The sequence below is a fragment of the Constantimarinum furrinae genome (assembly GCF_014295415.1).
Classification (GTDB): domain Bacteria; phylum Bacteroidota; class Bacteroidia; order Flavobacteriales; family Flavobacteriaceae; genus Constantimarinum; species Constantimarinum furrinae.
The window spans coordinates 2,046,085-2,070,043 of record NZ_CP052909.1 but is presented as its reverse complement, the minus strand read 5'-3'; the positions used below and the strand labels follow the sequence as shown (position 1 = coordinate 2,070,043).

The window sequence follows — 23,959 nt, the reverse complement described above, 5'->3', positions numbered from 1 at the left end:
GGGAATTTTCACGAAATTTAAAAGCTTTAATTCGTCATTAAAGCATTGCGTTTAAGCTATTTAAATCTGGTTTTCCTTTTTTTCTGAAGAATTCTGTATCTGACGTTTATGATTGGCAATTTTCTTTCTTTTCTGAATTATATTGCGGATGATCGCGATTAAAACAACCATTAAAATAAGTCCGGCAATACTAAAATAAACCATGTACTTATCCTTTTGTTCTTCACGTTCTTTCTGAAGTTCGAGAGAGATATCTTTACTCACTTTGTCCAGCGATTCTTTTTCTCGGTCCACAAGTTTTTGGTCTTCTTCAGCATAAAGATTCATAAACCGATTCGAGTTTTCACTATCACCAATTTCGGCATAACTTTCGGCAAGGGATTTATAAAGCTGAGATTTAATTCCGGCATCATCAATCTTTTCCAGCGATGCATTTGCCTCGTTTAATATTTTAATAGCTTCCCTGTGTTTTCCTTCCGAAGACAATATTTTTGCCAGCCCTATTTTTGAATAGGCCACATTCTTGGTAGCGCTTATATTTGAGGCATATGTAATAGCATCATTAAAATTCTCCCTAGCTTCTTGTACAGAACCCAATTCGAACAAACAATCTGCAATATTGTTATGACCAATTGCAAGACTGGCATTCATGGTTTTATTGTTCTTGTCGATCTTAAAAATTGCTGTTGCTTCTTTAAAATACTCGAGCGCATAGGCACACCCGAGGTTATCTCGTTGAATTAGACCTTTTACGAATAATATATTACCCTGAAGGTATTTCAAGGTGTCCGGCAATGGATGTGCTTCAGCTATTTCATTAGCCTGGTCTAAGTACTCCAAAGCCCGGTTTCCCAATTTGAGTCGTTGAAACTGACCTCCCAAAAAACCTAGAGCACGAATGCGGTCTATGTTGCTGTTACTGGCAGATGCGATAGAATCGGCCTTTAACGCATATTTTAAAACCATTTCATGATCTTTAATTACAGCATACGCATTCGCAATGGTAAGGAGTGCTCCTATTTGGTAAGAAGGTTTGCCCTTAGATAGTGAATAGAGCGTTAAGCCATTCGTGATAGCCTGTTCCGGGTCGCTATAAACCTGAACATTTATTTCAGTACGAAGACTGTCTAATACAGCTGACCTCTGTGCTTTACAGGTACAGATCAATCCGGCAAAAAGACTAAGGAGAATGAAGAAAATGGTAGTCTTAGGAGTCAATTATTTTTTCTAATAAAGATACTAAAAAGATTGGGATGGAATTTTGGTGTCCTTTTTCAAAAAGGTAATAAACTGATTTGGTGTAATTCCCGTGATCGACTTAAATACGACAGTAAATGCACTATGGGAAGAAAAGCCACTTTCTTCGGCCAAATAACTCACTTTATAGCTAAGGTATTTTTTATCGTCTTTCATTCTGTTAATAATATAATTTACCCGCAGCTCATTGATGTACGTATTAAAATTCTTCCCTCTATGTGTGTGAATTATTTCAGAAATATACTTGGTATTGGTATTCAATTCTTTGGCTACCGACTGTAAAGAAATCCCGGCTTTGGTAAATTTATCACTGTTTTCAAATTCGTTTAATCGCTCGAGGATAGCATTTTCTGTTTCTTCCGGAATAACAACTCCCTTCGACTCCTTAGGGACGGATTCTTGCGCTACATCCAGTGTTTCGAGCTTTTCCTTCTTCTCTATTCTGGCTATCACTTTTTCAAATTTTTTATATTCCCGGTCGAGTTTTCTATTATAAAAATAATAGATCACGATCCCAAGGATCACCACACTCAGCAATATAAATCCCACCCGATAATAGATAGAAAGATCGGAGCTTATCATTTGCTCTCTGTCCTTTTTTATAAATGAGATTATCGTATTTCTTGAATTTCTTTCGGAATTAATTACAGCCTCGTTTAGTAAACTTCGCTCCCGGTTGTAACTTCGCGAAGCATCCAAACTGTCTATTTTGAGATATACTTCAGATAGATCCCCTAAAACCTCAACGTACTGGTGAGGAGGAACCACAGAAATATTTTTCGCCTGTAAAAGCAGTGTACTTGCTTCCGTAAAATCTCCTTCTTTGATGGACAGTTTTCCCAGACCCGCCAAAACTGTTGCTTCAAGAGAAGAAGCCATAAGATCCAGTGTTTTTAATTCCGAAAGGGCTTTGTTAAAATACAATCTGGCATTTTCAACATCATTCTCTATCAAATAGATAGATGCGACCCTTATATTGTTTTCAATCGAATAGGCAGGAACGAGTTCCCGGCTTTCCGCAACGGGAATCTTATTCTTTAACAGAAGCTTTAGTGCATCCTCCGGATCGTTAGATACATATAGTGCGGCGGCCGCATTCTCAAAATTAAAATTGACCAGCGTAAGGTTTGTTTTTTCTGAAGGTCTTAAGGCAGCGATAATCTCTTTTGCCTCGTCCAGATACTGAACTGAAACATCATTCATTCCGGCATTTCGGGATAATTCCGAAATGGCAATTGCAGCGAGACCCTGTAGATAATCCGGTTGTTGTGGATTTAAAACCGAACGCACCTTAAAAATGGCCTCGATACTCGCCACATGATTTCCTTTTAAGGATTCGGCCTTATACCTTAAATAATTCCCCTGAGCCTTCTGAAGATCTGTTTCAGCATTCGTCAATAAAAATCCGGCGACTCGCAACGTTTGTTCGGGATCCTTATAAACGAGATTCAGGTTTTCAAAGAAAAGATCGTCCATTTCCGTTAAATTCTGTGATATTCCAGAAGTATTAAAGGCAAGCAGACAAACAATAATGAACAACCTAATTTTCATTTAAAAAGGGGATGAAGTCACAAAGATACTACGTAAATTGAATTTTTAAACCATAAAAACCACCTTACTTATTTCAATTTCGGATATAAAAAAACACCCAAGCAATTGCTTGGGTGCCTATATCTGTGATTTGATGATTAGGCCGTGACCTCTGTCTCGATCGTTGCAAGATAACGCTCAGCATCAAGAGCAGCCATACAACCGGTACCGGCTGCAGTAACCGCCTGGCGATATTCCTTATCCTGAACATCGCCGCTGGCAAACACACCGGGCTTATTGGTTTTGGTAGATTTGCCTTCGGTAATTAGATATCCGGTGTCATCCATCTTTAGTTGCCCCTTGAATATCTCGGTATTCGGTTTATGACCTATGGCAATAAACAATCCCGTAATAGCAATTTCCTCCTTCTCTCCTGTGAGATTATTCTTCATTCGCAGACCTTCAACAACCATATCACCCAGTACTTCGTCTATTTCGGTGTTATATCTGAGATCAATATTTTTTGTAGCCGTAACACGGTGTTGCATAGCTTTAGAAGCTTTCATGTGGTCTTTTCGTACCAACATAGTCACTTTGTTACAAATATTGGCAAGGTATGTCGCTTCTTCCGCAGCCGTATCTCCTCCACCTACAATGGCAACATCCTGCCCTTTGTAAAAGAATCCGTCACATACAGCACATGCCGAAACTCCACCACCGCGCAGCCGTTGTTCACTGGGAAGACCTAGATATTTCGCCGTAGCACCAGTTGAAATGATCACTGTTTCGGCCTCAAGTTGAGTAGTATTATCGACCGTGATCTTATGAATACCTCCAACTGTATCGCTGAACTCAACCGCTGTTACCATTCCAATTCGCACGTCGGTACCAAACCGTTCTGCTTGCTGTTGAAACTGTACCATCATCGTGGGGCCGTCTATTCCTTCAGGATAACCCGGAAAATTATCGACCTCAGTAGTAGTTGTTAACTGACCGCCCGGCTCCATGCCCGTATACATTACAGGTTTAAGATCGGCTCTTGCGGCATATATGGCTGCGGTATATCCCGCGGGCCCGGAGCCTATAATAAGGCATTTTATTCTCTCAATTTGTTCAGACATAATAATAGTATTCAATTTCGTTTTCAGATTGTAAAAGTAGGAACTTTAGTATAAACCTTACACCTAAAGTTATTAAGAAAAGCTATGATATTATTAAGAGTGCCTATTTTCTGTTCTTCGGAAAAAATCTACCCGTTTTATCGCGGTAATCCTTGTATTGTGAGTGTAAGCGCATCATTAATTTTTCTTCCAGATTCGTCTTTCGGTAAAAAACTACTCCCAGAATTATTGTGATGAGCAGTTTGAGCAGCGATACTGAATAAATTGAAAACGCAAACATTCCTAAAAGCAATCCAAGATAAATAGGATGACGCACGTATTTGTAGATTCCACGTGTTACCAGATTTGTATTTTTTGCGGAAGTCTGAAATGGCGTTAAGGTATCATTTAAATGAAAAACCCCGAAGATGATGACCGCGGCACCCAAAAAAGTGAATACTAAAGAAACATATTTTATCCAGACCGGAAGTTCAAAATCCACCAGACTCCAATCGATGAAATACAACGCAAACAGAATAAATTGAATAATAATATAAGGAAGTTCCTTTCTCAACGCTGTTATGTTCTCCTAATCGTAGTTGTTACAAAAGTAGTGGTTTTATTCATTTCTTTATAACTATTGTGGGAACTTTATTGTTAATGCCGTTTGAAGTTCGAATGAATTTATATTTTTATTAAGAACAAGGGTGTGTTATCCTCACTACATTTATATTAAAAAAATTGGGTATAGAAATACTTCTGGTTTTTGCAATCATCGGGATCACGGTTCTACTGTTTATAACCGAACTTATCCCTATTGATAAAATAGGGTTTTTTGTTATCGTTTCTCTCGTCCTATTGGGATTGACAACCCCTGAAGAGGCTGTAAGTGGTTTCTCTAACTCGGCAACGATCACAATTTTAATGCTCATGATCCTGGCCATAGGGCTGGAGGACAACGGCGTAATCACCTTATTGTCGAATTCCATTAAAAAACTGAGTATCCTCCCATTAATTGCGCTTATACCGGTCTTTATGGTAGTTTCGGCAACTATTTCTTCTTTTATAAGCACCACGGCTGTGGTCATTATATTTATAAAGATCATTGCGCAATTATCTGAAAAATATAACTTCTCAACTTCAAAATTATTAATGCCTATATCGTTTGCAGGAATATTAGGTGGGAGCTGTACACTCATGGGAACCTCAACAAATCTTTTGGTTAATTCCATAGCCCGTGATAATGGCTTGGAAGCCTTTAGTTTCTTCGAATTTACCAAATACGGACTCATACTTCTTATCGTGGGTGTTGTTTTTATGACCATCGCAAGTAAATGGCTTCCAAAGGAAAATAAAGACCGTTTGCCTGAAAATATCGATGAGAACCGGTATTTGTTCACCTTAAGTGTTACCGAAGAATCTGTACATATTGGGAAGCCGCTGAGCGATGTTTCGTTTTACGATAATAACAATGTTAAGATTCTGAAACTACTCAGGAATGATGAAATTCATACCGATCCTGGAAAAAACACGACACTTCGCAGAGGGGATCAAATAATTATAATGAGTGATCTGAATGATTTTGCCACTATTTCAAAAGACAATTTTGAACTTGTGGGTAGTACAGAAAAATTCAAATTTAAAAGTAGTGATACGGAGGAAGAAGAAGAACGCTCCAACGTCTTTGTCGAATTACTTATACTTCCCGGATCTGATTTCATTGGAAAATCCTTTCAGGAAATAAAACGCGAGATGTACCATACGGCCACTGCCCTCGGAATACAAAAGCAAAAAATGTTGACAGGAAACAATTTGCCAAAGGCATTGAATGCACTTTATATTAAGCCGGGAGATAAACTTATGGTTCAGGCTTCAGACAAGCAGTTGGAAAATTTGTACAATCTCGATAATATGATCATTTTAAGACAGCATGAATCCAATTACGCTGTCGAACCCCGAAAACGAGCATGGTCCATCATTAGCCTTCTCACCGTGATTGCTTTAGCATCCACAGGCGTTTTACCCATACTGGCCAGTGCATTGACCGGGGTAGGCATGATGCTCATTGGCAATTGTATAAACCTCTCTAAAATATACCACAGGGTAAACTGGCAGATCATCTTTCTTCTTGCCGGGATGATACCACTGGGAGTTGCTATGAACAATACGGGGAGCGACGTTTGGTTAAGTGAACAACTTCTTGGGTTACTTCAAGGGTTGCCTAATTATCTTATATTGGGATCGCTCTTCGGAATTACCATGTTGTTAAGCGGCTTTATATCGAACAACGCGACTGCAGTTATTTTATCTCCTATTGCGATTAGCCTGGCCGTCGGATTGGATCTGGACGTAAAACCCTTTTTACTGGCCGTGATGTTTGCAGCCAACTTTAGCTTTTTTACGCCTATGGGCTATCAAACCAATACCCTGATCTACGGAACCGGTAATTACAGAATGAAGCATTTTCTGATCATCGGAGGGCTACTATCTGTGGTTTTACTAATAGTTGCAACACTGATACTTTCCACACTGCTTTAAAGTAATGAATTCTCAAAAAATATACGAAACTTACAATTTTATATCGCCTTCATCCACCGAGTCCTTTTTATCTCCAAATGAAAAAGGCATCCCCAGAACAAAAATGGTGACCAGTTTATTATTTTTGGAATCCCAGTAGTGCGCAGATTTTGGTATTACCTTAATCGCTGTAAGGTGAGGATCCTCCTTTCCTTCGAACCAGATATCGTCCAAACTGGTATACAGTTCTTCCAATATTTCAGAATTGTGGACAATTTCTGCCATACCAAAAAGAGTTAAAAATTGCAAGCCGTTCTTATGAGAATAGGATAAGTGTACCTCGGCATTTTCTGCAATATTCTGGTTGTTCTTACTATCTCTGTGACTTAAAAACCAAATATTACCATCTTCATCAACCTTTTTCGTTGTCATTGGAACAATATGAAACGGTTTTTTATCCAATCCGGTGATAAGCATAGCAAATTCGATGTCTTCTGCCATTTCACGGATCTTTTCCTTTCCTTCCTCGCTGTATAAGTTCTTGGTTGCCATCTGTACTGGGATTATGATTGATTTCCTACTAAGATACTGAACTCTTCAATCTGCTTTAAAACTTTATAAGAAGATTAACCATTTGTATAAGGATATGTTACGTAGATATTTTCTAAAATCTGAGTAGACCAAAGACGGTAGTGTCGATTTTTATTTCCTCAAAAGACAGGATGTAAATCACCCCAAATAAACCCCTCAGTGTAAATGGAAAATGACCGCCTTCAGCAGTCATTATTTATTTCCTCAAAAGATAGGATTTAGAGTATCCTAAAAAAAAACTCGGTGTAAATTAATAATGACCGCCTTCAGCAGTTATTATTTATTTCCTCAAAAGACAGGATTTAGAGTATCCTTTTACATCGCATTTGTTGCAAATTAAAGCGAGGCTTTAATTTTATCTAAAGCAAAAAAGCTTACTCAAGAAAATAAATATTCTACGTAAGCCCTTTGCTTTAGCTTGTTGGGATGACAGGATTTGCATAATCCTAATAAACCCTCATTGCAAATAAAGCTTTGCTTTATTTAAAACAAAAGCCCCAGTTTTTTTAAGAAAGTAAACTTTCTACAAAAACTAAAGCTTTTATTTAGTCGGGATGACAGGATTTGAACCTGCGACCACACGGCCCCCAGCCGTGTACGCTAACCGGACTGCGCCACATCCCGAAATTAGAAATGCAAAAATAGGTATTTTAAAAGCTTGTGCAAATAAAAAATCCGAACATTTCTGTTCGGATTTTTAGGTCGGGGTGGCAGGATTATTATATGATCCTCTGTGGAGTATCACAAATCAATGCCTTCGTTTTTTTAAGAAAGTAAACTTCCTACAAAAACTCCCTTTTGATTTGTCGGGGTGGCAGGATTCGAACCTGCGACCTCCTGCTCCCAAAGCAGGCGCGATGACCGGGCTACGCTACACCCCGAGGTGTATTTCAAAATCTCAAAAAACAGTTGCTTTAAGATTTTGAGTGGCAAAAATAGTCAATTTAAAAAGCCCTGCAAGCATGATACTATTTTAATTTAAATAAATCTGAATTTACTACAAATTCGTAACTATCTATAGGTAACACCTTTTTGCCCCAAAAGAAGGATTTATAAGTAAGGGTTAATAATCCCCGTAACAGCCTCGGTCAAATTTAAGATCGCAGCTTTTTATTTTGAAGTCAATTTTAGTATCTTTTCAAAGTAATTATTTTGCTATGAAAAATGTATTTCTTTTCACAATGTCTGTCTTTTTCGTGCTCTCATGTGCCGAACAAAAAAAAGAAAACGATGTTGCCATTAATACCAAAACACGTACGTATTCCATCGAAACTGTCGTTGACAACCTTTCCAACCCCTGGGGTATGACATGGCTTCCGGACGGAAGTATGCTCATTACCGAAAAAAGCGGAGAACTTATCCATTTTAAAGACGGCATTAAAACCGACGTCAAAAATGTACCTGAAGTCTACGATAGAGGTCAGGGCGGACTTTTGGATATAAAACTTCACCCTAACTACACTCAAAAGGGTTGGATCTATATTACCTATGCCTCTTCTGAAGGTGATAAGAACGGTGGTAATACCGCACTTATTAGATGTAAACTCGATAATTTCACACTTACGAATATCGAAAAACTGTACAAAGCAACACCTAATACAACACGCGGACAACACTTTGGTTCAAGAATAGAATTCGACAATGAAGGATATCTGTATTTTACCATAGGCGAGCGAGGAGACCGTGATGTGAATCCTCAGGATATTACCCGCGACGGAGGAAAAGTATACCGTCTTAACGATGACGGAAGTATTCCGGCAGATAATCCCTTTGTTAACGAACCGGGTGCTAAAAAAGCAATTTATACCTTCGGAAACCGGAATCCGCAGGGTATGGTAAAACATCCTGAAACCGGACAAATATGGATTCACGAACATGGTCCTAAAGGAGGTGATGAAATTAATATCGTAAAAAAAGGTGCTAATTACGGTTGGCCGGTAATTTCGTACGGGGTTAATTACAGTGGTACCAAATTTACCGAAGAAACGTCCCGTCCGGGTATGGAACAGCCCATATATTACTGGACGCCCTCCATTGCGCCCTGCGGAATGGATTTCGTTACCGGTAACCGATATCCCGATTGGAAGGGACATCTATTGGTGGGTTCCCTGAAATTTAATTATGTCGAACTCGTGAAACTCAATGGTGACAAAGTCATCGACCGTCTAAAGATCGCTGAAGATGTTGGTCGGGTACGCAATGTTAAAATGGGACCCGATGGATATATTTATATTGGTCTTGAAGGTCGTGGTATTGTTAAGATAATTCCAAATTAAAACATGAAAAAAGCACTTATTGTAATTCTAAGCCTTGGTATCTTTGGCTGTGGTAATTCTGATAAAAAAGAGAAAGAAGCCATTAAAATTAGTGGCGCCAAAGTAACTAAATCCCAAACCCCACTGGATAAAAGTAAGGAACGCGGCGGAATGGTTTATACCGATTTCTGTATGCAGTGTCATATGGCGAACGGGAAGGGAATTCCGGGTAATTTTCCGCCCTTAGCGGGTTCAAACTGGCTTTCAGAAAAACGAACCGAAAGCATTCATTCAGTTAAATACGGACAATCCGGTGAGATCGTGGTAAATGGGGTTACCTACGACGGAGTCATGGCTCCTATGGGATTAAGTGACGAAGAAATAGCCGATGTTATGAATTATATCATGAATTCCTGGGGGAATACTCAAGACAAAATGGTCACGCCAGAAGAAGTCAATGCTGTTGAAAAGTAGTGCGAGCTTTTAGTTTAGAAACTGGAAACTCTATAACTTAATACCTATTTTTGTAGAAATGGAAAGCCTATGCTTATAATTGGTATCGCCGGCGGCACCGGAAGCGGAAAGACTACCGTGGTTCAACAGATCGTTGAAGAATTACCAAAGGATGAAGTGTGTATCATTTCTCAGGATTCCTACTATCGGGATATTTCTCATCTTCCCTATGAGGAACGGGTGAAGATCAATTTCGACCATCCACAGGCCATAGATTTCGATCTTTTAGTAAGCCATCTTAAAGAATTGCGAAACGGAAATTCGTTTGAACAACCGGTATACTCTTTTGTCGATCACAATCGCACCGGAGAAACCGTAACCACTTTTCCAAAAAAAGTGATTATCGTTGAAGGAATTTTAATTCTAACCCACCCGGAGATTCGCAAAATGTTCGATGTAAAATTATTTGTACACGCCGATAGCGACGAGCGACTTATACGCCGTTTAAAACGTGATATAGCCGAAAGAGGACGAGATCTGGAAGAAGTGTTGCACAGATATCAAACCACCCTTAAACCAATGCATCAGCAATTTATAGAGCCAACCAAGGAATTTGCAGATATTATCATTCCTACAAATCGTTATAATACGGTGGCGGTAAACCTTATTAGGAGTATCATTCATCAAAAATTAGCTTAAAGAAACGTGAAGTTTTCAGAATTAAAAAAAAATAAATGGTTCAGGATCTTCGGTAGTACGTATGCCGTCATCCTTGTCTTATTTATTGTCTGGATGCTTTTTTTTGATACCAATTCATTCCTTATCCATAAAGAACTGGACGACGACATCGAATCTCTGGAGAATAATAAGGAGTTCTATAAAAACGAAATTGAAAAGGATAAGGCCTTTATTGAAAAGATGTCCGACAGCGATGAAGTTGAGAAATTTGCACGTGAAAAGTATTATCTTAAAAAAGAGAACGAAGATATCTTTATAATCGAACACGAAGACAGCCTTAAAAAGAAGAACAATGAGTGAGTCGCTTTTTAAAATATTTGACGAAGTTTCTTCCAAACAATGGAAACAAAAGATACAATACGACCTGAAAGGTGCCGATTATAACGAAACTCTGGTCTGGCAAAGTCCGGAGGGCATTCATGTCAAACCCTTTTATCATCCCGATGAGTTTTCGGGTGAATTTGAACCCATTCCCGGACAACCCGCCTCATGGAATATCACTCAGCAGATCTTTGTGGACGATGAGGCTATTGCCAATAAGATTGCTGTGGACGCAGTAGATAGAGGTGCGGAGGCTATTATTTTTTCTTCGGAAAAGGAGTTTTCTTCGGAAAAATTATTTCTTGATTTTCCGTATGATCAATGCAATATCTATTTTGAGCTGAATTTCCTTTCTGAAGCCTTTATCCTGTCATTGAACGACTTTCTCGCCGATAAAAAAGCGACAGTATATTACAATCTGGATCCCATTGGCCATCTGGCTCGAACCGGCAACTGGTTTCACAATTTGAAAACAGATCATGACATCTTAGGTAAGCTGTGGGCTAAAATGCCAACCAAGAATCTTTTGTCCGTAGATACTACCATATATCAAAATGCAGGCGCCAATATGGTTCAGCAATTGGCCTATGCCTTAGCGCATGCCAATGAATATCTAAATCATTTTACTACTGAACTCGATTCAGGTCAAGTTCCTCCGGTATCGATACACTTTAAACTTGCCGTGGGTTCCAACTATTTTTTCGAGATCGCAAAAATTCGTTCCCTGCGAAAATTATTTTCAGTACTCGCTGAAGAATACAATGTCGATACAGTTTGTCATATAGTTTGTATTCCTTCTAAACGGAATAAAACTCTGTACGATTACAATGTGAACATGCTTCGTACAACCACAGAAACTATGAGCGCTGCTTTGGGCGGCGCCAATTCGATCTGCAGCCTTCCCTATGATGCTGTGTATCATAAAAGCAATGAATTTGGTGAGCGTATTGCCCGGAATCAGTTGCTCATTCTCAAATCTGAAAGTTATTTCGATCTGGTTACAAATCCTTCAGACGGAGCTTACTATATTGAAAGTCTAACCGATGAACTTTCAGAAAAAGCGCTTCAGTTATTCAAGAACATCGAAGCCGGTGGCGGATTTCTTCAGCAGTTAAAAGAAGGGATTATTCAGAAAAAAATAAAAGAAAGCGCAGCAAGGGAGCAGCAACAATTCGATTCGGGAGAACTCAAACTACTGGGAACCAATTACCACATCAATAAGAGTGATCTTATGAAGCAAGAATTAGAACTGTATCCCTTCGTAAAATCAAAACCAAGAAAAACCCTTATCCAACCTATCATAGAAAAACGCCTCGCTGAAACACAGGAACAACAACGATTAAAAACTGAAGAAGCATGAGCGCAGTGGCTTTAGAAGTGATATTGGGCTTTGTATTTGGCATCTTGGGAATGGGGCTCCTTATGCGATATAAAAAGCTCACTAGATCGAATTACTATCGAATCCTTTTTATAGTCACCGCCCTGATATTGATCTTTTTTGGAGTGTATTTAGGGTATATAGGAATTTTTTTAAATGAATAGAAGAAATTTACAACATATCAGTTTAGAAAAGTCGGAAGTCGGAAGTCGGGAGTCGAAAGCTCAGGACACTTCACTCACTGCCGAAGATATCGAAGTTAAGAAGCATTACTCGGCTTCAGATAGTAAAGATCTTGAACATCTTTCGTTTGCTGCCGGAATTGCGCCAAATCTGCGTGGCCCCTACTCGACAATGTACGTACGCAGACCCTGGACTATTAGACAATACGCCGGATTCTCGACAGCAGAAGAAAGTAATGCCTTTTATCGACGTAACTTAGCTGCCGGACAAAAAGGTTTGTCGGTAGCTTTCGATCTTGCTACTCATCGAGGATACGACAGTGACCATGCCCGGGTCGTGGGCGATGTGGGAAAAGCAGGTGTAGCGATCGACAGTGTTGAGGATATGAAGATTTTGTTCGATAACATTCCGCTTGATAAAATGAGTGTTTCTATGACCATGAACGGGGCGGTTTTGCCGATAATGGCATTTTATATAGTCGCTGCTGAAGAACAGGGAGTAGCCACTGAAGCCCTGTCCGGGACCATTCAGAATGATATTTTAAAGGAGTTTATGGTACGAAATACGTATATCTACCCTCCCGCTCCATCCATGAAGATCATTAGTGATATTTTCGAATTTACTGCTCAAAATATGCCGAAATTCAATTCGATTTCTATTTCGGGTTATCATATGCAGGAAGCCGGTGCTACCTGCGATATTGAACTGGCATATACCCTTGCCGACGGACTCGAATACATTAGAACCGGGATTGCTGCGGGCATGGATATCGACACCTTTGCGCCACGGCTGTCCTTCTTTTGGGCTATTGGGATGAATCACTTTATGGAGATCGCAAAACTGCGTGCTGCTCGTATGCTATGGGCGAAGATCGTAAGTAAATTTAATCCGAAGAATGAAAAATCCCTGGCCCTGCGAACGCACTGTCAAACGAGTGGCTGGAGCCTTACCGAGCAGGATCCGTTTAACAATGTGGCCCGGACTTGTATAGAAGCCGCTGCTGCAGCTTTTGGGGGTACACAGTCTTTGCATACCAATGCTTTGGATGAGGCCATAGCACTTCCTACAGATTTTTCGGCACGCATTGCGAGGAATACCCAGTTGTATCTGCAACACGAAACCGAGATCACCCGAACAGTGGATCCCTGGGCGGGAAGTTATTACGTCGAATCCCTAACTAACGAGATTGCCAATAAAGCCTGGGCGTTAATTGAAGAAGTGGAAGAATTGGGTGGGATGACAAAAGCCATAGAAGCAGGGATCCCCAAACTTCGAATTGAGGAAGCCGCAGCGAGAAAACAGGCCAGAATTGACAGCGGACAAGACATCATAGTGGGTGTAAATAAATATCGATTGGAACAGGAAGATCCGCTTCAGATCCTGGATGTAGACAATCAGAAAGTCCGAAGCTCACAAATAGCGCGTTTAGACAGGATAAAAAAAGAACGCAATTCAGAAAAAGTTAATGAGACCCTTTCAAAATTAAAGGAGAGTGCCAAGTCGGGTGAAGGAAATTTACTAGCTTTAGCTATTGAAGCGGCCAGGGAAAGAGCGACCTTAGGTGAAATAAGTGATGCCCTCGAGAGCTCATTTGGTCGATATAAAGCACAAATTAAATCCTTTAGCGGCGTGTACAGCAAAGAAATAAAGAAGGATCCTTCCTTTGAATTAGCCAGAAAAAAAGCCGACGAATTTGCAGAATTGGAAGGAAGACGACCCCGTATCATGATCGCAAAAATGGGGCAGGACGGGCATGACCGGGGAGCAAAGGTGGTTGCTACCGGATATGCCGATGTAGGCTTTGATGTAGATATTGGTCCGTTATTTCAAACCCCAAAGGAAGCAGCCCAGCAGGCAGTAGAGAACGATGTTCATATTTTAGGTGTTTCATCATTGGCTGCCGGACACAAGACCTTGGTTCCTGAAGTTATACAAGAGCTAAAAAAACACGGACGCGAAGACATTATGGTGATCGTTGGCGGCGTTATTCCGGCTCAGGATTATCAGTTTTTATTTGAGGCCGGAGCAGTTGCCGTATACGGACCGGGTACTAAAATTAGCGAGGCTGCCATCGAAATGCTTCAGATCCTTATTGATTCGGTGGCCGAATAATGGATGCTGTATTAACTTCAGAAAGACTTATTCTTCGGAATTGGAAAGATTCAGATATTCAGCCTTTTGTGGATATGTGTTGCGATCCTGAAGTAATGCGGTATTTTCCGAAGCTATCATCGCCCCAAGAGACAATCGACCTCATAAACAGGTTTAAAGATCATTTTGACACTTACGGCTATACGTATTTCGCAGTAGAACGAAGAGACAACTCCCAATTTATAGGCTTTACAGGTTTGATGAATCAGCTGTGGGAAAGTGAGTTTACACCCTGCGTGGATATGGGCTGGAGGCTTAAGAGATCTGCCTGGGGACATGGTTTTGCTACGGAAGCGGCAGAAACAAGTCTAAACGCCGCATTTAATAAGTTTAATCTGAACCAGGTTTATGCCTTCGCGGCAAAGGGCAATACCGCAAGTGAAAATGTAATGAAAAAACTGGGGATGGAATTTCAGGGGAATTTTGTTCACCCCAAGATCAAAGATGATCCCCGTATCCCCTATTGCTTTGCCTATAAAAAAATAAAATAGAATAATTTACTGTGCGCGCATAATAAATTAATCCGATTTCCCTATTTTTACCTTTCAAACTAAAATTCAATGGATCTAAAAGCAAAAATGTTGCGTGATGATGCGCTAAAGGGAAAAACCATAGTCGTAACCGGAGGTGGTAGCGGTCTCGGAAAATCTATGACCACCTACTTTTTAGAGCTTGGCGCCAATGTGGTGATCACTTCACGAAATTTGGAGAAGCTGGAAGCCGTAAAGACCGAACTTGAAGCCCAGACCGGAGGTAAGGTATTACCAGTGAAATGTGATGTAAGAAATTATGAGGAAGTTGAAGCTATGGTGCAAGCTTCGGTAGAAGCATTTGGCAGCGTGGATGTACTGTTAAACAATGCTGCCGGGAACTTTATATCTCCCACCGAACGCTTATCTGCCAATGCCTTTGATACCATCATTGATATCGTTTTAAAGGGCACCAAAAATTGTACCCTTGCCTTCGGAAAACACTGGATCGATAAAAAAGAGATCAATAAGACTGTTTTAAATATCGTAACTACCTATGCCTTTACCGGCTCGGCCTATGTGGTGCCCAGTGCCACGGCAAAAGCAGGGGTTCTGGCTATGACCCGATCGCTAGCGGTCGAATGGGCAAAATACGGAATGCGTTTTAACGCGATAGCTCCAGGTCCATTCCCAACCAAAGGAGCCTGGGACAGATTGTTGCCCGGCGAACTAAAGGAAAAATTCGATCTGGCTAAGAAAGTTCCGCTAAAACGTGTTGGCGATCATCAGGAACTTGCGAATCTGGCGGCTTATCTGGTATCCGATTTCTCTTCTTACCTCAATGGTGAAGTGATCGTGATCGATGGAGGGGAATGGTTAAAGGGTGCCGGACAAATGAATTTACTGGAAGAGATCCCCGAGCAAATGTGGGATATGCTCGAAATGATGATCCGAGCTAAAAAGAATAAATAAGGAATGAGTCAGGAGTCAGGAGTCAGGAGTCGGGAGTCGGGAGTCAGGTGGCAGGAGTTAGGAGTTAGGAGTTAGAATAAAGCTTAAGAAATCCAGATCTAAATCTTTGCTACTTTGTTGCTTTGCTACTTTGCATCTTTGCCACTTTCCTAATTGATTTCAATTTTTCATCCCTATCATATTGTTTTTCTGTAGATGTTCATCCATCTCCCTGTCATAAACATACACAAACAAAACCGCCATCATATCCCGGAATCCATCAGAAGGATTATTTGTGACCAAAATTAATTTATATCGATGATCGGCCATTAAGGGAAGCCCTTCCGTACTCGAATAGGAAGGCACATGCTTGAGTCCGATCTTCTCATCATAATTCTCGCAATTGAAGGTATACACCAGTTCGTTGGTAGTCATATCGAAAATGGAAAAAGATTGTGCATGCGGATGCAGGTGAGCTGCCATGGCATGTATACGTGTATCTTCCTTTAAATTTAGCTGGTAGGTCACTTCAAATTCGTATTGGTGCTGCCCTTCGGGTAAGACCCAATGTGCCGCAAGTTTCACACCATCCTTGCTTGTAAACGAATGATTTTTAAGATCGATGGGTGTACATAAATTGGGATCTTTTGAATGATCGGGGTCGTAAGGATCGTCCCGGTCGTAATCCTGCAATAATACCAAGGCCTTTGGCACCAGAGGCTTTAACGGTTTAGTCCCCTCTTCCATTGAAAATTCAATATGATGTTTTACCTTAAAAAAGGCATCTTCAATATTGTGGTTCAGGGTACGGGAAGCCACGATAAATTTTTCGTCCTGAGCGGCAGGAAATCCGAAGCCTTCGGGAAATTTAAGTTCATTTATGCCGTTGGAAAGCGTTCCCAAACGCGGATACTGTCTGTTGATACGCCTGGGCATATTCAGGTTTTTATAATGTATGGGGTCGAAAAAATCGATGTTGGTGTGACAGAGAAAATCATTATTGTGCGTAGTCGTTCCTTCTTTAAAAACTTCAGCTTTAAAGCCGGTGATCCATTTTATGTTGGATACATCCGGATTCACATTTAAATTCAGGATGGCCTGAGGCCCGTCCATGGACTGATAAATATTATCGACCAACAGATCGGGAGATTCCAGTTTTAGAATGTCTTCTCTTCTCGAAATTTCCCAATCACTGTCAATGATCCTAAAAGCATGAAGCAGTTCGGTCTTGACGATCGCCTTATGCCGGTTGGAAAGATTGTAATACCATACTGTTCCCACTACAGCTGCAACCAAGAGGAAAAGCAATATATTGTTCAATCGGAAAAATCGTTTCAGTTTCACGCGAAAAACTTTTCAGCTAATATAATCATTCACAAAGAGTTTATTTCAATTTACTTCGGAAGAACGACATTATTTACTTAAAAATTAATCTTGAAATTTCATTCAGAAATACCCATGGATCAGCAGAATACGAGAATGCCAAAATGTTCACTTCCTGTTAACAAATTTCATTTTCTATCCGCATAATTAGTTGTATTTTTAAAGCTAAAATTTGTCTGAAATTAATGGGTAAAATTATCGCGATTGCCAACCAAAAAGGAGGAGTGGGTAAAACAACGACTTCAGTAAATCTTGCTGCTTCTCTTGGGGTATTAGAAAAGAAGATATTATTGATCGATGCCGACCCTCAGGCAAATGCTACTTCGGGCTTGGGAATTGACGTAGAGACAGTTGAACAGGGAACTTACCAATTGCTCGAGCATACCGTACAGGCTAAAGCTGCCATAATTCCTACCAACTCTCCCAATCTGGATGTTATTCCCGCACATATCGATCTGGTTGCCATTGAAATTGAATTGGTTGACAAGGAGAACCGGGAATCGATGTTAAAAAAGGCTATTGAGGGTTTAAAAGACGATTATGATTATATTTTGATCGATTGTGCTCCCTCGTTAGGGTTACTTACCTTAAATGCATTAACTGCGGCAGATTCGGTGATCATTCCAATACAGTGTGAGTATTTTGCCCTGGAAGGACTGGGAAAACTCCTGAATACCATAAAAAGTGTTCAGAAGATCCATAACCAAAATCTCGATATAGAAGGGTTGCTGCTTACCATGTATGATTCGCGTTTAAGGCTATCCAATCAGGTAGTTGACGAGGTCAAAAAGCACTTTAACGAGATGGTCTTTAAAACAATCATTCAGAGAAATGTTCGTTTAAGTGAAGCACCCAGTTACGGTGAGAGTATCATTAGTTATGATGCCGGTAGTAAAGGTGCCAATAATTACTTAAGTTTGGCGCAGGAATTAATTGAAAAAAACGCATAAGGTTTTATGGCGAAAGCAACGAAAAAACAGGCCCTTGGACGAGGACTTTCAGCGCTGTTAAAGGATCCTTCTAACGACATTAGATCGGCTAACGATAAAAATGCCGATAAACTTGTGGGAAGTATCGTAGAACTGGAATTGAATACCATCGAGGTAAATCCATTTCAGCCGAGGACCAGTTTTAATGAAGAAACCCTTCGGGAACTCGCATCGTCTATAAAAGAACTTGGGGTCATACAACCCATTACGGTTCGCAAGCTCGATTTCAACAAATACCAGTTGGTTAGTGGAGAACGTCGTTTCCGAGCTTCAAAATTAATTGGATTAGAGACCATCCCGGCTTATATTCGAATTGCTAACGACCAGGAATCGTTGGAAATGGCCTTGGTTGAAAATATTCAGCGTCAGGATCTTGATCCTATTGAAATTGCACTTTCCTACCAGAGACTTATTGAAGAAATTGATGTCACTCAGGAAGAGTTAAGCGACCGGGTGGGCAAGAACCGTTCAACTATTGCAAATTATTTACGATTGCTCAAACTGGATCCCATCATTCAAACCGGAATGCGGGATAATTTTATTAGCATGGGCCACGGAAGGGCTTTAATAAATATTGAAGATACTTCAGAACAACTGAATATTTATGAGAAGATCCTGAGTGATTCCCTGTCGGTAAGAGAAACTGAAGCTTTGGTACGTACCTTAAAAAATTCAGAAACCAAAACGACTTCGGCAAAAAAGACATTACCATCCTTTGCAAAATCGGCAAAGAACGAACTTAGTTCGCTGCTCGATACCAAAGTAGAAGTAAAAGTTGCTAAATCGGGTAAAGGACAGTTGATCGTTCCATTCAAAAATAAAGAAGAGCTTACCCGCATCCTGAACCTCATTAAAAGTGAAAAATAGTGTTCTAGGCATCCTGTTCATATTATTGGCAAGTTCGCTGTTTGCCCAAACTTCTGACACCCTAACGGTTACCAAAAACGAAAAAGTGATCGTTGTGCGTGACAGTTTGAGACTACAGGAACCGTACGATCCACTGGCACCTTCAAGAGCTGCATTTTATTCGGCGGTATTGCCGGGACTGGGACAAGCCTACAACAAAAAATATTGGAAGATCCCCATTATCTATATTGGAATGGCTTCCGGGGTTTATTTTTATGTTCAGAACGATAAAGATTACGATAGATTCAGAAATGCTTACAAAAGAAGACTAGCCGGTTTTACCGATGATGAATTCTTCGGAAACGGCGACACCCCGGTCATATCTAACGACCGGTTGATCGATGCCCAAAAAAGTGCCCGAAAAAATAAAGATGTAAGCATCATTGTCTCTTTGGCATTTTATCTGGTGAATATTATCGATGCCAACGTGGATGCACATTTAAAACAATACAATGTGAGCGACGACCTCACGCTGGAGCCTAATTTTGAAATGAATTCGATAAATAATGAAGCTAATTACGGCCTCTCCTTAAAACTGAAACTTAAATGAAGCTGGCATTATTGGGTTACGGAAAAATGGGTAAAACCATAGAACGGCTGGCGAGCGAAAAAGGGCATGAAATCGTGTTTACAAAATCCGGAAGCAGTGAGGAAGGTCTACTAACTGATGCCGATGTAGCTATAGAGTTTTCTACTCCGGAAGCAGCGGTAAGCAATATTAAACTCTGTTTTCAACAAGGTATCCCGGTGGTTTCCGGAACAACGGGTTGGTTGGATCGATATGATGATATCATAAAATTATGCAAAGCCCGTAACGCAGCCTTTATTTATGCGTCCAACTTTAGTGTTGGTGTAAATTTATTTTTCGACCTGAACGAATATCTGGCGAAATTAATGGCACCGTGGAAGGAATATATCCCCGAGATCGAAGAGATTCATCATACGCAAAAGAAAGATGCACCCAGCGGAACCGCCATTACGATCGCTGAAGGAATTTTAAAACATTCGGAAGAACTAAAGAACTGGAAACTGAACGAACAGGATGATCGATCCATTGTGATCAAAGCAATTCGAGAAGGAGATGTAAAAGGAACGCATCGCGTGGACTATGTATCTACAATCGATACGATTTCCATAAAACATGAGGCACATACGCGCGACGGATTTGCATTGGGAGCCATACTCGCTGCAGAATGGCTTGTAAACAAGAAAGGCGTTTACTCAATGAAGGATGTGCTGGGGTTGAAGTGAAGGAGTCGGAAGACCGAAGACGGAAGTTGGGAGTTGGAGCGCAGCATCGGGGTGAAGGCTGCTAAAAAATTTTAAAAACGGTGAAGATGTATTTCTTCAGAAAAAAATAAAATTATGAGCTGGACAGGATGGTTATTGTTTATTCTCGTCATACAGGTGATCCATTTTCTGGGAACCTGGAAACTTTACATAAAAGCCGGTAGACAAGCCTGGGAAGCGGCGGTACCCGTGTATAACAGTATTATTTTAATGAAGATCATTAACCGTCCGTGGTGGTGGACGATCCTGCTGTTCGTGCCCATTGTGAATTTGATCATGTTTCCCGTGGTTTGGGTAGAAACCATTAGAAGTTTTGGAAAGAACAGTACTCTCGATACCTTTTTGGTGATTCTCACATGTGGTCTGTATATCTACTACATCAATTATACTCAGGAGGTAACCTACATTAAGGATCGCAGTCTAAAACCCCGTACCGGAACCGGAGAATGGGTTAGTTCCATTCTATTTGCGGTAGTGGCAGCTACAATAGTCCACACCTATATTATGCAACCTTTTACCATTCCTACCTCATCGTTGGAAAAGACCTTGCTTGTAGGTGATTTCCTGTTCGTTAGCAAGTTCCATTACGGAGCGAGAACACCAATGACACCGGTTTCCTTTCCCATGGTCCACGACACCATTCCTGTTATCAAAACCAAGTCCTACACTTCAGAACCGCAGATACCCTATTTCAGACTGCCAGGATTTCAGAAAATAAAAAGAAACGACATCGTGGTATTTAATTGGCCGGTGGATACAGTGAATGCCTTTCAGCAATACGGTGACGGAAAATATTATTACAAGCCCATTGACAAAAAATCGAATTACGTAAAACGCTGTGTCGGAATGCCCGGAGATTCTCTTAGCGTGAAGAATGGCTACGTTTATATTAACGGTAAACAGAATGAATTACCCGATAGAGCAAAACTTCAGTTTGGATATTCCTTTAGAACCAAACAGCAGTTAAATCCCACATTCGCTTATCAGCAATACAATTTAAAGGACTTGTATGTGGCCGATAATCCGGCTTCCTACAGACTTTTTAACACGCATATGACCGATGAGGAATATGCCAAATTCAAGAACTATCCCAATCTGGATACTATCGTTAGAGCAAGTGCCACTGAAGGACAATGGAATCCGGGTATTTTTCCCAATGACAGGAGGTATTCATGGAATAACGACTTTTTCGGACCTATCTATATCCCTGAAAAGGGGGCAACGGTAGCGATCAATTCTGAAAGCATCCCATTCTACAAGCGCATCATTGAAGTGTATGAAGGCAGCGAGATGGGGATCGATAATACCATCACCCAATCGGGTACTCAGGTATTGCTGAACGGTAATCCCATTACCGAATACACTTTTAAAATGGACTATTATTGGATGATGGGAGATAACCGAAACAACAGTGAAGATGCGCGCACCTGGGGGTATGTACCGTTTAATCATGTGGTTGGAAAACCTGTATTTGTCTGGATGAGCTGGGATAGTAACGCCAAGGGTCTTGCAAACAAAATTCGATGGGAACGGCTGTTTACTACGGTTGGAGGTGATGGAGAACCTGTGTCATACTTCAAATATTTCCTTATTCTTTTGGCTGGCTGGTTTGTGTTCGATTACTTCAGAAAGAAAAAGAAAAAGAAGAAGGCATAATTTTGCTGTTCTTTATAATCTGCAGCGTACAGTACTCTAATTACAGCCCTTGAAGGGATCACTAATGGGTTTTGAGCTTTACAATATTCTGAAAATAAACAGTTAAACAAATCAACACAGTAGAAATAAACCTTTAAGATTTTTGGATACAATTTTGCTCCATCCCGCCTATTTTCCATGTATAGCACAAATGGCAGCTGTGGTACATGCCGAAAGCGTTGTTTTTGAAGTTGAGGATAATTACCAGAAACAAACGTATAGAAACAGGTGTTGTATTGCGCATACGCAGGGAGTGCTTCAGTTAAATATTCCAATAAAGCATTCAAAATCGGGTAAGCGACAAAAAATGAAGGATGTATTAGTGGAGAATGATTTCCCATGGCAATCACAACACTGGAAGTCGCTACAGACTGCTTATCGCACTTCCCCATTCTTTGAGTTCTATGAAGATGATCTAGAACATTTGTTCAGTCAAAAAGTAACTCACTTACTGGATCACAACATCGCCATCTATCAGGTAATATGCGAAATGATAGGCATTGATGATTCATTTGCCAAGACAGATCGATTTGAAAAAAATAAATCAACAGGTGATCTGCGATCGCTTATTGTGGCTAAAAAAGAACCCGATTACGGGCTAACCCCCTACACTCAGGTATTTGGAGATGATCATGGTTTTTTGTCGAATATGTCGATACTCGACTTACTTTTTAATGAAGGACCAAATACACTTCATTATCTCGAAGAACAGGATATCAAAAAGATTATCAGTTTACAGGAATAAGGGTTAAATGACATTATTTCTTGTTCCATCCCAGTATGGCATAAACGGGGTAATGATCTGAAAAAGAATTGTCCACAGTTTCGAATCTCACAATATCAAAATCACTTTCAGTAAGAATATAATCGATACGCATTGGATAGCTATCGAAGGTAAACGTAGTTCCCAGTCCGCTGCCCCGCTCCAAAAATCCATCTTTCATACCGTCCTGCAACCGCCGGTAGATATAGGAAAACGGCGTGTTATTAAAATCACCGTTTATAATCACAGGGTAGGGTGACGATTCTTTATGGGTAAGGATTATTTTAGTCTGATACTCCTGCTTTTTAAACGCATTGGCCATTCGCTTGCGAAGTCTGTCCTTATTTCCATCCTGTAAATAATCAAGTCTGGGAAGTATCCCTAAGGATTGTAAATGCAAATTGTAAACCCTAATAGTATCGGATCCTTTAACTATATCTGCATAGAGTGCATTATTATAAGAATCCTTAAAGTCGAATGCTCCTTGGTTTACAATAGGATATTTGGATAATATGGCATGCCCCAGTTTATTATTTCCGTCCTTATAATGAATGTATTGGTAAGGATAATCGTGAAACCCAAGTTGGCTTTCACGGTAATACTCTTGAATAGATAGCACATCGGGTTTCTTTGTAGTAAGTATTTCTGAAAGAACTTCTTCAGCGTTTCGATCGGGTTTCGCCTCATAGGCGTTAAATAATCTAACGTTATAGCTCATTACCGATAACAATTCGTTGTATTGTGATGTATCGCCTTCCGAGGAGATCTCCAAAAAGGGATTAAAATGAAAGAATGCTATAACGAGCACTATGGTGGAAAGCAAAAATTGCTTTTTCAATTTAAACACCCAAAATACGGCAAATATAATATTGATCAATATTAATGGGGAAACACCGAGACTCAAAATTGCTAAGGTAGGAAAGGTTGAAGGCGGTAAATAGGGTAATACAAATGAAATAAGTAGAAGTAGTGCAAAAAACACATTCGTCCAAAAAACGATCTTACTAAATGCCCCAAGTTGTTTCAAGAAATTCGCTT

The 23,959-nt window shown here is 40.3% G+C and carries 23 protein-coding genes and 2 tRNA genes; 16 read left to right on the top strand and 9 right to left on the bottom strand.

The window, feature by feature from the left end; genetic code table 11:
• Positions 1–60: 60 nt before the first annotated feature.
• The 4 genes from ALE3EI_RS09460 to ALE3EI_RS09445 form a co-directional block, all read right to left on the bottom strand.
• The gene (locus ALE3EI_RS09460) at positions 61–1,218 is read right to left on the bottom strand and encodes a tetratricopeptide repeat protein (protein ID WP_186988067.1); all 1,158 of its coding nucleotides are present in this window, start codon (positions 1,216–1,218) and stop codon (positions 61–63) included.
• A 21-nt stretch (positions 1,219–1,239) separates the two neighbouring features.
• Complete coding sequence (locus ALE3EI_RS09455) at positions 1,240–2,808, bottom strand: helix-turn-helix domain-containing protein (RefSeq protein ID WP_186988065.1); 1,569 nt, start codon at positions 2,806–2,808, stop codon at positions 1,240–1,242.
• A 137-nt stretch (positions 2,809–2,945) separates the two neighbouring features.
• Positions 2,946–3,908 carry a thioredoxin-disulfide reductase gene (trxB, locus tag ALE3EI_RS09450; RefSeq protein WP_186988063.1) on the bottom strand — a complete coding sequence of 321 codons (963 nt, stop codon included), beginning with the start codon at positions 3,906–3,908 and terminating at the stop codon, positions 2,946–2,948.
• A 103-nt stretch (positions 3,909–4,011) separates the two neighbouring features.
• Positions 4,012–4,461, bottom strand: coding sequence for a methyltransferase family protein (locus ALE3EI_RS09445; protein ID WP_186988061.1), 450 nt, complete (start codon positions 4,459–4,461; stop codon positions 4,012–4,014).
• A gap of 167 nt (positions 4,462–4,628) precedes the next feature.
• Here ALE3EI_RS09445 and ALE3EI_RS09440 point away from each other — a divergent pair, with 167 nt between their 5' ends.
• On the top strand, positions 4,629–6,425 hold the full coding sequence (locus tag ALE3EI_RS09440; RefSeq protein ID WP_186988060.1) for an SLC13 family permease: 1,797 nt from the start codon (positions 4,629–4,631) through the stop codon (positions 6,423–6,425).
• Positions 6,426–6,455: 30 nt separating this feature from the next.
• Here ALE3EI_RS09440 and ALE3EI_RS09435 read toward each other — a convergent pair whose 3' ends face one another.
• The 3 genes from ALE3EI_RS09435 to ALE3EI_RS09425 form a co-directional block, all read right to left on the bottom strand.
• Positions 6,456–6,956, bottom strand: coding sequence for a pyridoxamine 5'-phosphate oxidase family protein (locus ALE3EI_RS09435; protein ID WP_186988059.1), 501 nt, complete (start codon positions 6,954–6,956; stop codon positions 6,456–6,458).
• Positions 6,957–7,544: 588 nt separating this feature from the next.
• Positions 7,545–7,619 (bottom strand) — tRNA-Pro (locus ALE3EI_RS09430).
• Between the two features lie 182 nt (positions 7,620–7,801).
• Positions 7,802–7,876 (bottom strand) — tRNA-Pro (locus ALE3EI_RS09425).
• Between the two features lie 276 nt (positions 7,877–8,152).
• Here ALE3EI_RS09425 and ALE3EI_RS09420 point away from each other — a divergent pair.
• The 9 genes from ALE3EI_RS09420 to ALE3EI_RS09380 all read left to right on the top strand — a co-directional run bounded on the left by ALE3EI_RS09420 (position 8,153) and on the right by ALE3EI_RS09380 (position 15,916).
• Complete coding sequence (locus tag ALE3EI_RS09420) at positions 8,153–9,271, top strand: PQQ-dependent sugar dehydrogenase (RefSeq protein ID WP_186988058.1); 1,119 nt, start codon at positions 8,153–8,155, stop codon at positions 9,269–9,271.
• A gap of 3 nt (positions 9,272–9,274) precedes the next feature.
• On the top strand, positions 9,275–9,724 hold the full coding sequence (locus ALE3EI_RS09415; protein ID WP_186988057.1) for a c-type cytochrome: 450 nt from the start codon (positions 9,275–9,277) through the stop codon (positions 9,722–9,724).
• A 69-nt stretch (positions 9,725–9,793) separates the two neighbouring features.
• A complete protein-coding gene (udk, locus tag ALE3EI_RS09410; protein WP_186988056.1) occupies positions 9,794–10,402 on the top strand; it encodes a uridine kinase in 609 nt (202 codons plus the stop codon).
• A gap of 6 nt (positions 10,403–10,408) precedes the next feature.
• Entirely contained in the window at positions 10,409–10,741 is a 333-nt protein-coding gene (locus ALE3EI_RS09405) for an FtsB family cell division protein (protein WP_186988055.1), read from the top strand.
• A complete protein-coding gene (locus ALE3EI_RS09400) occupies positions 10,734–12,122 on the top strand; it encodes a methylmalonyl-CoA mutase subunit beta (protein ID WP_186988054.1) in 1,389 nt (462 codons plus the stop codon). Before ALE3EI_RS09405 ends, ALE3EI_RS09400 begins: the two co-directional genes overlap by 8 nt.
• Positions 12,119–12,304, top strand: a complete 186-nt coding sequence (locus ALE3EI_RS09395; RefSeq protein ID WP_186988053.1) for a hypothetical protein — start codon at positions 12,119–12,121, stop codon at positions 12,302–12,304. The genes ALE3EI_RS09400 and ALE3EI_RS09395 overlap by 4 nt, the downstream gene beginning before the upstream one ends.
• The gene (gene scpA, locus ALE3EI_RS09390; RefSeq protein ID WP_186988052.1) at positions 12,297–14,435 is read left to right on the top strand and encodes a methylmalonyl-CoA mutase; all 2,139 of its coding nucleotides are present in this window, start codon (positions 12,297–12,299) and stop codon (positions 14,433–14,435) included. The genes ALE3EI_RS09395 and scpA overlap by 8 nt, the downstream gene beginning before the upstream one ends.
• Positions 14,435–14,965, top strand: a complete 531-nt coding sequence (locus ALE3EI_RS09385; RefSeq protein ID WP_222614540.1) for a GNAT family N-acetyltransferase — start codon at positions 14,435–14,437, stop codon at positions 14,963–14,965. The genes scpA and ALE3EI_RS09385 overlap by 1 nt, the downstream gene beginning before the upstream one ends.
• 69 nt (positions 14,966–15,034) lie before the next feature.
• Complete coding sequence (locus ALE3EI_RS09380) at positions 15,035–15,916, top strand: SDR family oxidoreductase (protein ID WP_186988051.1); 882 nt, start codon at positions 15,035–15,037, stop codon at positions 15,914–15,916.
• Positions 15,917–16,075: 159 nt separating this feature from the next.
• Here the strand turns inward: ALE3EI_RS09380 and ALE3EI_RS09375 are convergent, their stop codons facing one another.
• Complete coding sequence (locus tag ALE3EI_RS09375) at positions 16,076–17,239, bottom strand: hypothetical protein (protein ID WP_186988050.1); 1,164 nt, start codon at positions 17,237–17,239, stop codon at positions 16,076–16,078.
• Positions 17,240–17,463: 224 nt separating this feature from the next.
• On the opposite strand from ALE3EI_RS09375, the gene ALE3EI_RS09370 reads away from it, so the two are divergent.
• The 6 genes from ALE3EI_RS09370 to ALE3EI_RS09345 all read left to right on the top strand — a co-directional run bounded on the left by ALE3EI_RS09370 (position 17,464) and on the right by ALE3EI_RS09345 (position 22,903).
• Complete coding sequence (locus tag ALE3EI_RS09370; protein WP_186988049.1) at positions 17,464–18,228, top strand: ParA family protein; 765 nt, start codon at positions 17,464–17,466, stop codon at positions 18,226–18,228.
• A 6-nt stretch (positions 18,229–18,234) separates the two neighbouring features.
• On the top strand, positions 18,235–19,134 hold the full coding sequence (locus tag ALE3EI_RS09365) for a ParB/RepB/Spo0J family partition protein (RefSeq protein ID WP_186988048.1): 900 nt from the start codon (positions 18,235–18,237) through the stop codon (positions 19,132–19,134).
• Positions 19,124–19,723, top strand: a complete 600-nt coding sequence (locus ALE3EI_RS09360) for a DUF5683 domain-containing protein (RefSeq protein ID WP_186988047.1) — start codon at positions 19,124–19,126, stop codon at positions 19,721–19,723. Before ALE3EI_RS09365 ends, ALE3EI_RS09360 begins: the two co-directional genes overlap by 11 nt.
• The gene (gene dapB / locus ALE3EI_RS09355) at positions 19,720–20,424 is read left to right on the top strand and encodes a 4-hydroxy-tetrahydrodipicolinate reductase (protein ID WP_186988046.1); all 705 of its coding nucleotides are present in this window, start codon (positions 19,720–19,722) and stop codon (positions 20,422–20,424) included. The genes ALE3EI_RS09360 and dapB overlap by 4 nt, the downstream gene beginning before the upstream one ends.
• 114 nt (positions 20,425–20,538) lie before the next feature.
• Positions 20,539–22,119, top strand: a complete 1,581-nt coding sequence (lepB, locus tag ALE3EI_RS09350) for a signal peptidase I (protein ID WP_186988045.1) — start codon at positions 20,539–20,541, stop codon at positions 22,117–22,119.
• Positions 22,120–22,261: 142 nt separating this feature from the next.
• The gene (locus ALE3EI_RS09345; protein WP_186988044.1) at positions 22,262–22,903 is read left to right on the top strand and encodes a WbqC family protein; all 642 of its coding nucleotides are present in this window, start codon (positions 22,262–22,264) and stop codon (positions 22,901–22,903) included.
• A 13-nt stretch (positions 22,904–22,916) separates the two neighbouring features.
• Here the strand turns inward: ALE3EI_RS09345 and ALE3EI_RS09340 are convergent, their stop codons facing one another.
• Entirely contained in the window at positions 22,917–23,948 is a 1,032-nt protein-coding gene (locus tag ALE3EI_RS09340) for an endonuclease/exonuclease/phosphatase family protein (protein ID WP_186988043.1), read from the bottom strand.
• Positions 23,949–23,959: the final 11 nt, after the last annotated feature.